Genomic DNA, 10890 nt, shown 5'->3' with positions numbered 1-10890 from the left:
ACGAGCGTGGATTTGCCGTGGTCGACGTGGCCCGCCGTCCCGACGACGATGTGATCGTCGTCGACGTCGAGGACGGCGCCCTCTTTCAGCGTAGCGATGCCGACGAGCCCGCGGTCGGCGGTCTCATCGCTGGCCTCGACCGGCCAGGTGTCGACGTCGTCGATGTGTGCGCCGGCTTCCTCGGCCAGAAGCGACAGCACGTCCATCGACTCGGAGAATGCCTCGGGAGAGATGCCGGCGATACCGCCGTTGTCGGTCACACCAACGACGTACGTCGCCTCGCCATCGCCCGACAGCACGCGGTGGCGCAGCTGGGCGACGAGTGATTCCAGTCGGCCATCGGAGAGATGTACCGAACGAGTGAGCCGTTCCTTGAATTCGACGCTGCCGCCCTCCTGTTCGCCTCGTTCGAGGGCGCGCTGGAGTGCGGCCCGGTCGGCGCTCATACGAGAATGGCTAACAACCACACGGTCAAAAGCTTTCCCCGAAAAATGGAGAGAACTGTCCCTAACGAAGGTATACGGCAGAAAATCCGCTGGTTCGACTGCCCTGGCCTGCTGAGTGCCGGCTTTTATATAACCCACTCCGCTATGAGACACAATGGTCGTCCTACACGTCGACCCCGATGAGGGGGCCCGAAGCGCGGTGCGTGCCGTCTTACGCGCCGCTGGCTTCGAGGGAACCGAGTGCAGGACGCTCGCGGAGGCGAGACTGGCGCTCGATTCCGAGACGTTCGACTGCGTCATCACCGAGTACGACCTGCCGGACGGCACCGGTCTCGACGTCCACGAACACGTTCGCGAGACGACGCCGGACGCGGCCTGTGTTCTGTTCACTACGGCCGAATACGACGCGATTGATACGACGGGCGCCACGTCGACTATCTCCGAATACGTCCGCAAAGCCGACGACGAGTCCGTCGAGAGACTGGGAGAGCTCGTGCAACATCTCATCACGTTCCGGAGTCAGACCGCCTATCCACTGCCGGAACACGAGGATGCACGCCTCAGGGCGCTGGAACCGTACGCTCAGAACTCGGAGGTGTTCAGCGAGGCGCTCGACCGGCTGACGGAGATCGCGGCAGCGCTCTTCGACGTCGATTCCGCCGCGATCGGGCTTATCGACGCACACGAAGAGCAGTTCCTCTCGTGTTACGGTGTGGATGTCGAACTCCTCGACCGGGAAGACGCTATCTGTACGTTCACGATTCTCGAACAGGAGGAACCGACCATCGTGGAGAACGTTCAGACCGACCCGCGGTTCGAGAACATACAGACGCTCGCAGACGCCGGAATCGAGTTCTATGCCGGCATGCCGCTCGTCACCTCAGAGGGTCACGCCATCGGTACGCTCTGTCTGCAAGACGACACGCCGCGGTCGTTCTCCGAACGCGAACGGGAACTGCTCGAGTTGCTGGCCGAGGAGGTCATGGATCAACTCGAACTTCGGCGCCGCAACCTGGAGGAAAACGATGAGTGAAGAGGCCTACGAGTTCGAGACGCTGCCGCTTTCGGGTATCGACCCGGGGACGAGCCTGCTCATGACGGGTGCTCCACACAGCGGCGCTCGGGAACTGGCGCTGCGGATGTCGACCGGGTCACCCGAGGAGGGGAGCATCATCGTCGCGACGAACCGCGGTGCCCCGAGCGTCATCTCCGATTTAGACGGTATCGGTATCGAATCCGACCCCGAGCGCCTCGCCATCGTCGACTGTACGGGAAGCGGGTCGACCGACGCCACCAAGGCCCGGGTGACGACCGTCGGCGACCCGAGTGACCTGACCGGCATCGGAATCCGCTTCTCCGACGCGTATCAGCGATTCGCCGACATGGGCGTCGAGCGCGTCCGAACCGGTGTCGTGTCGCTGTCGACGCTTCTGACGTTCAAGGAACTCCGTCCGGTCGCCCGCTTCACGCACACGCTTCGGGGTCGCATCGCAAGCGTAGACGGCCTCGGCATCTTCCTCATCGACCCCGCCCAGCACGACGAGCGGGCAATCAGCACGATTAGCCAGTTCCTCGATGGCCGCATCGAGGTGCGCGATACCGGCGCCGGGCCGGAGTTCCGCTGTCGTGGTCTCGGCGACCAGCCCCACGACTGGGTACCGTTCGAGACGTCGATAAGCGAATAATCAGAAGCCGCTTCGAACCTTCTCCAGAGCCTCCAAGAAACCGTCAGCGAAGGCCGCATCGGTGACCTCGTCAGCAGCCGCCTTCGCGGTTTCGTCGGCGTTCGCGACCGCGTAGGCTTTGCCGACGACACCGAACGCTTCGGCGTCGTTCTCCGAGTCGCCGACCGCGGCGAACTCCTCGGGGTAGAGGTCAAGCAGCCGGGCCGCGGTTTTCAACCCCTCGCCCTTGTCGACCTCCGGCGACTTGACGTGGTAGGCGTAGCCGGTGTCGACGACGTCCATGCCGTGGTCGGCGGCGATACGTTCCAGCGGCTCCAGCGGTTGCTCTCGGGAGACGGCGAGTTCGGTTTCGCGCCACCGGTTCACCATATCGACGGAACCCCAGCCGAGGTCGTAGCCGGCTTCGAGATAGTCGTTCGCGACCGCTTCGGCGCCCGTCGGGTCACCGTTGTAGACGACCTTGTCGGCTGCTTCGATGTACACTGCGCCGCCGTTCTCGGCGACGACGTTCAGCGGGATGCCGAGAAACTCACAGAGCCCGATGGGGTACGGAAACGATTTCCCCGTCGCGATGACGACCGGCGCGTCCCACTCTCGGATGGCGTCGAACACGCGTGGGTCGATGGATTTGTCAGGCCGGGTGAGCGTTCCGTCGATGTCGGCAGCCAACGGCGGCTCCATACCTGAACCCAGGTCGCCGCAGGTATCAAGCCTCCCCCTTCCGTACGGCGTTCTATCCGGTCAACGCTTCGTATGCTTCGGTGATCTTCTTGAACTCCTTCTCGTCGCCGCCGCGGTCGGGGTGGACTTCCTTGACTTTCTGTCGGTAGGCGCGTTTCACTTCGCTTTCGTCGGCACCGGCATCGAGACCGAGACGGCGATACGCTTCGCTCGGGCTGACGTTCGGAGAGGGCTGTGGCCCGCCCTGGCGTCGGCGTTGTTGTTGCTGTTGGCGTTGTTGGCGTTCCCACGCCTCGCGGGCTTGCTGGCCGCGCGCGCTCTCGAAGCCTTCGCGTGGGCCGGCGCCGAAGCCGCCGCGTTCGGCACCCTGGGCCTCACGCCGACGTTGCGTCTCGCGCAGCCGCTCGCGGAGTTTCCCCGAGGACTGATACCAGAACATGTAGGTCGCCGCCGCAAGCGGGAGCACGACGAAGAAAAGCACGGGCTCTCCGAACACGAGTCCGACGAGTGTGACCAGTGCCGTCATGGCCGCGAAGACGGCAGTGAGCCCGAAGACGATACGGTCTTTCTCCACACCCTGAGTACGTGCCCGCGAAACCTAATACTGCCGGCTGTAATTCCGTAACGATCGGTTTGAGATATTCGGATTACGTGGAACTGAACCGCGGAGTCTCGGAAGTCATCGCTTCAGATAGTTACAGCCGGCAGTATACGCCTCCGGGTTTTTCCCCGTGGCTTTCCAAGAGGAACGTATGAGCGTTTCCGGGCTCTGTGAGATCTGTGAGTCCGCCACGGTCGAAGACAGCTGCAAGCGGTGCGGACGGCTCGTCTGTGAGAAACACTACGACCGCGAGACCGGGCTCTGCACCGACTGCCTGGCGGAACTCGGCGGGAGACCGACCGACGACGGCGAAAAGCGCGATTATCCGGACGGCGTCGATGAGTACCAGTTCTGAGCGCTATCGGTACTCGTTGAGCCGGGTTCGCAGCCGCTTTGCCGCGTCGCCGGCTGCCCGGAAGTAGGGGCCTTCCGCGTCGGCGCCCTCGCCGGCGAAGATGATACCACGCGAGGAGTTGACGAGGCCGACACCGTCGGCGAGGCCATACTCGACGGCTGCCTCGGCATCGCCGCCCTGTGCGCCGACACCTGGAACGAGGAACGGCAGGTCGACGAGGTCACGGATGGATTCGAGTTCCTCCGGCGCCGTCGCGCCGACCACGAGGCCGACGGTATCGTGTTCGTTCCACTCTGCACACCGCTGGGCGACGTACTCATAGAGGCTCTTCCCGTTGCCGACGTCGAGATTCTGGAAATCGGCCCCACCGGGATTCGACGTGCGACAGAGGACGAACACGCCCTTCTCTTCTCTGGAAAGATACGGCTCCAGGGTGTCCCGGCCCATGTAGGGGTTGACCGTGATGGCGTCGGCCCCGAGGCCGTCGTCGTCGAGCAGGCCGGCGTACTGTCGTGCCGTGTTGCCGATGTCACCCCGCTTTGCGTCCAAGAGAACGGGGACGCCTTTCCCGTGCGCGTAGGCGATGGTTTCCTCAAGCGCCCGCCAGCCGTCGGGGTCTTCGTAGAACGCTGCGTTCGGCTTGTAGCAGGCGGCGTACTCGTGTGTCGCGTCGATGATGCGGCGGTTGAATGCCCATCGTGGGAGGTCGGCATCGAGAAACGACGGCAGCCGGTCGGGGTCGGGGTCGAGCCCGACCGAGACGACGCTGTCGGTCGCCTCGATGCGGGCCGCAAGGTCGTCGAAGAAGCTCATATCGGCGCCTCGCGGGCGGTGGGCAAAAGCGCTCCCGTTCGGCCGAGCGGAGCATCTATGCGTGACGCTCGCCTACGAACGGTCGTGATTCGGGCCGTCGCGTTCGACCTGGACGATACGCTTGCGGTCACCGCCCGCGACCGCGAGACGCTGCTCCGGAATGCGGCCGATAGCGCCGACGTTCCCCTCACGTTCGACCGCGAGGACTACCTCTCGGCACACCGCGAACACAGCGGCACCGAGAGCCGCCGCCCCGTCTTCGAGGCGCTCGTCGGCGAGCCGACGGATGCGGACGCGCTCACGACTGCCTACCGCGATGCCATCGGCGAGGCGCTGACGCCCGTCGATGGCGCCGAGGCACTGCTCTCCGACCTCCGGGTGCGATACCGCGTCGGCCTCCTGACTGACGGCCCCGAGACGACCCAACTGGACAAACTCGGTCGCCTCGGCTGGACGGATGCCTTCGACGCCGTCGTCGTCACTGGCGCCATCGACGCGCCGAAGCCCGACCCCGAGGCCTTCGCCGCTATCGCCTCCGAGTTGGATGTCGCGCCAATGGAAACCGTCTACGTCGGCGACGACCCCGGGCGTGATATCGCAGGCGCGGCTGCTGCCGGGCTGGTGCCGATTCAGGTGCTGCATGCGGGGTCGGAGCCCCACCCCGATGCTGCCGCGACGGTCGAGCGGGCCGATCTCGCCTCGTTACCCCGACTCCTCGATTCCCTCGGCGACGGCGCGGACGACGCGTAGCGCGCCTTTCACTTCGGCCCCGCTCTCGATGAAGGCGAGCGTCCGCGGGGGCTCGACGGCTTTCGGTCGCACTCGAAGGCCCTCGTTTTCGGCCACATCCATGGCCGTCTCCTGGCCCTCACGGAATTCGACGTGGGCGCGGTCGGGGTGGACGTACACGTCCGCGATTCGCGTGGCGCCGTCGCCATCGTGGCCGATGCCGTAGGCGAACGCGCCGAACTCGGTCGGTTCGACGTCCGCTTCGGCTTCGACGACGGAGAGCCGACCCAACGCGCCGCGTTCGTGGCCGTGGATTTCCGAGGAGAGTAGCTGCCCGATACGTTTGCCGTCAGTGATTGTGTCTTCGACCATTACAGCTCAGAGAGCGCAGCGTCGGCGAGTTCTTGGATGTCGATACCCCGTTCGTGTGCGTAGAGGATGGCCGCCGTCTCGATGGTGACGCCGAGTTCGGATTGGCGGCCGTTGACGGCCGCGACGGCCTCCTGTTTGTCGTGGCCGGCCTCGACAAGGGCGCCGAGCACCCGCTCGAACGTCGACCGCTCCTGCAGAATCGATTCGTCGGGCTCGAACTCCTCGGGCACCTCGACCGACTGGGGGTCGAACTGCACCGTCAGTTGCCCCTCCTCGCGGGCCAATAGCCCCTCGCTCGCAGCCACGTCGATGAGCCGCTTGGCCTGGTCTGGGGAGAACCAATCGCGGTCGAGCGACAGCGCGACGACGAACGCGCTTTCGCCAAGTTCGCGGCTGCCCTCCTGGCGAAACGGGGCCGCGACGGTTCTCCGAAGGCTCATGCTCCAGCGGTCGCCCGGCGAGGAAAAATAGGCGTCGGTTCGGTGGTCACGACCGCGACCGTTCCAGATAGCCGAGCACGCCCCGAACGTCGCTTTCGTGGCCCATGCTGCCCCACTCAGGACGGAGTGCGTCCGTCGCTGCCTCGACGCTGTCGGCTGTCTCGACGGCTTCTGCGACCGCATCGACCCATTCGGGGAGCATCTGTTCGTAGGCTCGGAGCCGGGCCATCGCATCAGTCGCGACGCCGAAATGCGGATAGCAGTTCACCTCGGGGTCGAACGTCTGGAGGCGCTGGACGGTACCGACGGCGTCCTCCAGGTCGAAACTCGGCGGCTGTGTCGTGGGGTACAGCCGGTCGTCGAAAAACAGGCCGCCCGCATCGGCGGTGAACATGGTGCCGGTCGAGTCGTCGAAGAAGCAGGCCTGATGCGGCGCGTGGCCGGGGGCGTCGATTGTTTCGAGCGTGCGGTCGCCGAGGTCGATTTCGTCGCCATCGGACAAGGCATGCGCACGGTCGGTTGAGACGAGCTCCGGGACGCCGTACGGTTCGGGCTGGCCGATGGCCTCCTCGACGCCCCGTTTCAGCCGGTCGAGCTTCTCGGGATCGGTGAGGAAGTCGATGCCCCGCTCGTGGCAGTGGACGGTCGCGTTCGGGCAGGCCCGCGCGAGTTCGCCCGTCCCGCCCGCGTGGTCGAGATGGACGTGCGTCGGTATCAGATGGGCGACGGCCTCGCGGCCGATGCCGAGCTCGTCGAGTGCGTCGAGGACTGCACCCGGCGTCGAGTCGGCCGTCCCCGTGTCGATGACCGCCGGCGCTGGCGTGTCGAGGACGTACACCGCAAGCTGGCCGCTCCGGCCGAACATCCCGCCGTCGACGCGGTAGATGTCGTCGGTGCTGGGAACGCGTTCGATTGCCGGCGTCTGTTCCATGTCGTTGTCTCTCACCTGCGAGGCCTTCAACGCTCGGGCGGCGCGGCCAGTCACGAACCCTTTTCACCGAATCCGTCCGACGACGTAGTATGGAGAGTCTCAATCGGATGGCCGTCGAACTCGCCGACGAGGCCATCGACTTCGCTGACGAACTCGCGATAGACGTCCACGAACTCGACAACGGTGCGATGGTGCTTGATTTCGGCGTCGACGCTGTCGGCGGTATCGAGGCCGGCTTGCTGCTCACGGAGATTCAGACCGGCGGGCTCTCGACCGTCCAGGTCGGCGTGGACGAGATCGAGGGCGCGCCGCTGACGCACGTCGAAACCTCCACCGACCACCCGGCGATGGCGCTGCTCTGCGCGCAGAAGGCGGGCTGGGAACTGTCGGTCGATGGCTTCGAAGGGCTCGGGAGCGGCCCCGCCCGTGCCCTTGTCGCCGAAGAGGAGGAGTTCCAGCGCGTCGGCTACCGCGACGCTTCGGATTTCGCCGTGCTGGCCGTCGAAAGCGACGAACTGCCGGGCGAGGCTGTCGCCGAACACGTCGCCGAGATGGCTGGCGTGCCCACCTCCTCGGTGTTCCTGCCGACGTTCTCGACGGCGAGCGTGACCGGCAGCGTTGCCCTCGCCGCTCGGGCGTCCGAACTCGCCGCCTTCCGGCTCTCGGAACTGGGCTATGACCCGCTCGATATGCTGGCGGTGACGGGCTCTGCGCCCGTCGCCCCCGTCGCCGCGGACGACGAGATGGCGATGGCGCGGACGAACGACGCGCTCGCTTACGGCGGACAGGTGCACATGACCGTCGACAGCGAGTTCGACCGCTTCGACGAAATCCCCTCAACGGCCCGTTCGGAGTTCGGTACTCCCTTCGCCGATATCTTCGCGGAGCACGAGTGGGACTTCTACGAGATGCCCATCGAGGTGTTCGCGCCCGCACAGGTGACCGTCGACGTGGCCGGCGGTGACGTCTCGGTCGTCGGCCGCACCGACGAGGCGCTGCTCGCGGAGTCGTTCGGCCTGTAAGTATGCGGTTCAAGGTGCTGCCCGAACCGGCCGAACCCATCGACCGAATCGCGGAGCTACAGCAGGCGGTGCCGCTCGTCCCCGACGAGGAGACGTCCTGCTGTGCCCGCCTGATGCAGCGTGGGGGCGTCCCCTCCCAAGACCGGGCCAAGGAGTGGCTCACCTTCCTCCGGGCGCTCGAACTCGCCGAGGAGACGGAGGGGAAGTACCGCAGACTGCAGCGTGACCCCGATATCGAAACGCTCCGCGAGGCCTTCCAAGAGCGAATCTATCTCGCCGACGACGTACTGGTGATACTCTCGGATGCTGACGAACAACTCGATGCCGACGCCGTATTCGAACGAGTGAAAGACCGCCTTCCGCAATGGGGCAAACTGCGCCATGCCGACTCCGAGGCGGTGTGGCGCGAGCGCGTCTGGCGGATTCTGGAGTGGGCGGTCGTGCTCGGTCTGGCTGAACGCGCCGATGGCGGCTACGTGGCGCGCTGACACTCCTGCGTGGTTCCAAACGGTTTATACTGTGCCGACGGGAAGCGGTGGGTATGCCGAAAGAGCAGACTGAGGTTCGAGAGCTTCAGGAAGGTAACTACGTGATGATCGAGGACGTTCCGTCGAAGATCACCGCCTACAGCACGTCCAAGCCCGGCAAACACGGCAGCGCGAAAGCACGCGTCGAGGGCACCGGCGTCTTCGACGGCCAGAAGCGCAACTTCACCCAGCCGGTCGACGCGAAGGTCTGGGTACCCATCATCAACCGCAAACAGGGTCAGGTCGTCTCCGTCTCCGGCGGCGACATGCAGGTGATGGATCTCGAAACCTACGAGACGATCACGATGCGAATCCCCGAAGACCTCGACCCCTCGCCGGACGACGAAATCGAGTACCTCGAATACGAAGGCCAGCGCAAGGTCGTCTGAGGCCACGTCATGGGCGAGTTTCCCGGTGCGACGGCCGACCCTGACGACGCTTCCTTCGCGGTCGTCGGCGCACCGCTCGACGTTTCGACGACGTTCCGCCCCGGCGCCCGGTTCGGCCCGGAGCGCGTGCGTCGCTTCGCCCGCCCGTTCGACGACTACGACCAGCGTACCGACCGTCACTTCTCGAATCTCGTTTTCGACACCGGCGACGTCGACTCCTGGGACGACGCTGCCGACTACCTCTCGTTTCTCGCCGGCACGCTCTCCGATTACCACGAGGACGGCCTTATCCCGCTTCTCGTCGGCGGCGAACACACGGTCACGATTGCCGGCCTCCGTGCGGCCGACCCCGACGTGTACGTCTGTCTCGACGCCCACCTTGACCTGTACGAATCCTACGCCGGAAACGACTTCTCGCATGCGACCGTCACGTACCACGCCCTCGATATCGCTGACGAGGCAATCCTGCTCGGCGCTCGCACCGGCAGCGAGCGGGAGTGGAATCGCGCCGCCGAGGCCGACGTGACCGTCGTCGCCCCCGAGAACGTTCCCGAGTGGTCGCCCGACTTCGAGGGATCGGCGTATCTGAGCGTCGACATCGACGCCGCCGACCCCGGCTTCGCGCCCGGCACGGGCACCCCGGAGCCGTTCGGCCTCACCCCCCACGAGATGCGGGCCGTCGTCAGAGCGGTCGCACCACAGGCCGTCGGCTTCGACCTCGTCGAGGTGAACGACCGCGACGACGGGCAGGCCGCCGCCCTCGGCGCGAAGCTCCTCCGGGAGTTCGTTTTCGCCCACGCCGACGCGGCGTAGTGCCCCGGCGCGTCGCTTCGCCGTGCGATACAAATGCTAGCCGTGAGACAGCCTGTGTATGCATCTCTCCGAGTTCCGCGACCGTCTGGACGAGCGGCTCAACCATCCCGAATACGCGGGCGTCGACGCGAGCGCCAACGGCTTGCAGGTCGGCAGCCCGGACGCCATCGGTGATGTCGATCACGCCGCCTTCGCCGTGGATGGCGTTGAGGCGACCGCCGAGGCTGCCGCCGACATCGGTGCAGACGTACTCGTCGTCCACCACGGCCTCGTCTGGGGCGGCCTCGACCGCGTCGCTGGCCGCGATTACGACCGCATCGCCGCGCTCGCGAAGAACGACCTCGCGCTATACGTCTCACACCTCCCGCTGGACGGCCACGACCAGCTCGGCAACGCCACGGGCCTCGCCGACTTCCTCGGCTGTGAGGTGACGGAGAACTTCGGCGACTACGGCGGCGTCACCATCGGCCAGCGCGCCCATGCGGACGACGCCTACACCGTCGACGGGCTTCGTGACCGCCTCGAGAACCTCGACACCGATGGCCAGCCGGTACAGGTACTCGACTTCGGCCCGCCGAACATCGAGGACATCGCCATCGTCACCGGCTCGGGCACGGACTGGATTCGGGAGGCGGCCGACGCCGGCGTCGACGCGCTCGTTACGGGTGAGGGCAAAGGCAAAGCCTACCACGAGGCCCGCGAGGCTGGATTGAACGTCTTCCTTGCCGGCCACTACGCCACGGAGACGTTCGGCGTCCGAGCGCTGCGAACCGTCGCCGACCAGTGGGGCATCGAGACGACGTATATCGACCATCCGACGGGGCTGTAAGCGCCGGGCGAGTCGGCCCTATCGCGTCGCGTTCTTCCATTCGCGCAGGCCGATGATTTCGCCATCGACAGCCTCGGCATCGGCCTCCGTTGCGGCCCACCAGAACAGCGGCGCCACGTCCTCGGGGTCACGCCCCTGCATGAAGTTCGTCAGTTCCGTCTCCACCTGTCCCAAATCAAGGACGCCGACTGGTTGTGGCAGTTCCGCAGCGAACTGGCGCGAAACGGCTTCGGCGGCGGCTTTCGAGACGGCGTAGG

General features: G+C 65.9%; 15 protein-coding genes and 2 pseudogenes. 9 read left to right on the top strand and 8 right to left on the bottom strand.

Annotation, left to right across the window (positions count from 1 at the left end):
• Positions 1-446, bottom strand: a pseudogene (locus ACI8UR_RS11540) (GTP-binding protein); the annotation flags it as partial.
• Positions 447-600: 154 nt separating this feature from the next.
• Between ACI8UR_RS11540 and ACI8UR_RS11535 the strand changes: the two are divergent.
• Together ACI8UR_RS11535 and ACI8UR_RS11530 are read left to right on the top strand one after the other, a co-directional pair.
• Positions 601-1479: a GAF domain-containing protein gene (locus ACI8UR_RS11535; protein ID WP_411716310.1), complete on the top strand. Its 879-nt coding sequence runs from the start codon at positions 601-603 to the stop codon at positions 1477-1479.
• The gene (locus ACI8UR_RS11530) at positions 1472-2131 is read left to right on the top strand and encodes a hypothetical protein (RefSeq protein WP_411716311.1); all 660 of its coding nucleotides are present in this window, start codon (positions 1472-1474) and stop codon (positions 2129-2131) included. Before ACI8UR_RS11535 ends, ACI8UR_RS11530 begins: the two co-directional genes overlap by 8 nt.
• Here ACI8UR_RS11530 and ACI8UR_RS11525 read toward each other — a convergent pair whose 3' ends face one another.
• Positions 2132-2812: a phosphoglycolate phosphatase gene (locus tag ACI8UR_RS11525; protein ID WP_411716312.1), complete on the bottom strand. Its 681-nt coding sequence runs from the start codon at positions 2810-2812 to the stop codon at positions 2132-2134. It lies immediately after the preceding gene.
• Between the two features lie 52 nt (positions 2813-2864).
• The gene (locus ACI8UR_RS11520; protein ID WP_411716313.1) at positions 2865-3386 is read right to left on the bottom strand and encodes a J domain-containing protein; all 522 of its coding nucleotides are present in this window, start codon (positions 3384-3386) and stop codon (positions 2865-2867) included.
• A gap of 178 nt (positions 3387-3564) precedes the next feature.
• Here ACI8UR_RS11520 and ACI8UR_RS11515 point away from each other — a divergent pair, with 178 nt between their 5' ends.
• A complete protein-coding gene (locus ACI8UR_RS11515; protein WP_411716314.1) occupies positions 3565-3768 on the top strand; it encodes a hypothetical protein in 204 nt (67 codons plus the stop codon).
• 3 nt (positions 3769-3771) lie between these two features.
• Here ACI8UR_RS11515 and pyrF read toward each other — a convergent pair whose 3' ends face one another.
• Entirely contained in the window at positions 3772-4581 is an 810-nt protein-coding gene (gene pyrF / locus ACI8UR_RS11510) for an orotidine-5'-phosphate decarboxylase (RefSeq protein WP_415087890.1), read from the bottom strand.
• A gap of 84 nt (positions 4582-4665) precedes the next feature.
• Here pyrF and ACI8UR_RS11505 point away from each other — a divergent pair, with 84 nt between their 5' ends.
• Positions 4666-5331 carry an HAD family hydrolase gene (locus ACI8UR_RS11505; protein WP_411715853.1) on the top strand — a complete coding sequence of 222 codons (666 nt, stop codon included), beginning with the start codon at positions 4666-4668 and terminating at the stop codon, positions 5329-5331.
• Here the strand turns inward: ACI8UR_RS11505 and ACI8UR_RS11500 are convergent.
• Genes ACI8UR_RS11500 through ACI8UR_RS11490 form a run of 3 tightly spaced genes read right to left on the bottom strand, consistent with a single transcriptional unit; the run spans position 5284 to position 7053 of the window.
• Positions 5284-5682: a hypothetical protein gene (locus tag ACI8UR_RS11500; protein WP_411715852.1), complete on the bottom strand. Its 399-nt coding sequence runs from the start codon at positions 5680-5682 to the stop codon at positions 5284-5286. The genes ACI8UR_RS11505 and ACI8UR_RS11500 overlap by 48 nt on opposite strands.
• A complete protein-coding gene (locus tag ACI8UR_RS11495; protein WP_415087889.1) occupies positions 5682-6122 on the bottom strand; it encodes a DUF2240 family protein in 441 nt (146 codons plus the stop codon). Before ACI8UR_RS11495 ends, ACI8UR_RS11500 begins: the two co-directional genes overlap by 1 nt.
• 46 nt (positions 6123-6168) lie before the next feature.
• On the bottom strand, positions 6169-7053 hold the full coding sequence (locus ACI8UR_RS11490; RefSeq protein WP_411715850.1) for an MBL fold metallo-hydrolase: 885 nt from the start codon (positions 7051-7053) through the stop codon (positions 6169-6171).
• An 89-nt stretch (positions 7054-7142) separates the two neighbouring features.
• Here ACI8UR_RS11490 and mch point away from each other — a divergent pair, with 89 nt between their 5' ends.
• Genes mch through ACI8UR_RS11465 form a run of 5 tightly spaced genes read left to right on the top strand, consistent with a single transcriptional unit; the run spans position 7143 to position 10633 of the window.
• A complete protein-coding gene (gene mch / locus ACI8UR_RS11485; RefSeq protein WP_411715849.1) occupies positions 7143-8075 on the top strand; it encodes a methenyltetrahydromethanopterin cyclohydrolase in 933 nt (310 codons plus the stop codon).
• Positions 8076-8077: 2 nt separating this feature from the next.
• Positions 8078-8563: a hypothetical protein gene (locus ACI8UR_RS11480; RefSeq protein WP_411715848.1), complete on the top strand. Its 486-nt coding sequence runs from the start codon at positions 8078-8080 to the stop codon at positions 8561-8563.
• 53 nt (positions 8564-8616) lie between these two features.
• Positions 8617-8991: a translation initiation factor IF-5A gene (locus tag ACI8UR_RS11475; RefSeq protein ID WP_411715847.1), complete on the top strand. Its 375-nt coding sequence runs from the start codon at positions 8617-8619 to the stop codon at positions 8989-8991.
• Positions 8992-9000: 9 nt separating this feature from the next.
• Positions 9001-9804, top strand: a complete 804-nt coding sequence (locus tag ACI8UR_RS11470) for an arginase family protein (RefSeq protein ID WP_411715846.1) — start codon at positions 9001-9003, stop codon at positions 9802-9804.
• A gap of 58 nt (positions 9805-9862) precedes the next feature.
• The gene (locus ACI8UR_RS11465; RefSeq protein ID WP_411715845.1) at positions 9863-10633 is read left to right on the top strand and encodes a Nif3-like dinuclear metal center hexameric protein; all 771 of its coding nucleotides are present in this window, start codon (positions 9863-9865) and stop codon (positions 10631-10633) included.
• Between the two features lie 18 nt (positions 10634-10651).
• On the opposite strand, the pseudogene ACI8UR_RS11460 reads toward ACI8UR_RS11465, so the two are convergent.
• Positions 10652-10890, bottom strand: a pseudogene (locus ACI8UR_RS11460) (short-chain dehydrogenase); the annotation flags it as partial.

It is taken from the genome of Natronomonas sp. (genome assembly GCF_047616845.1).
GTDB lineage: Archaea > Halobacteriota > Halobacteria > Halobacteriales > Haloarculaceae > Natronomonas.
Note: the sequence above shows the minus strand (reverse complement) of the source record. Positions and strands in the feature narration are given on the sequence as shown.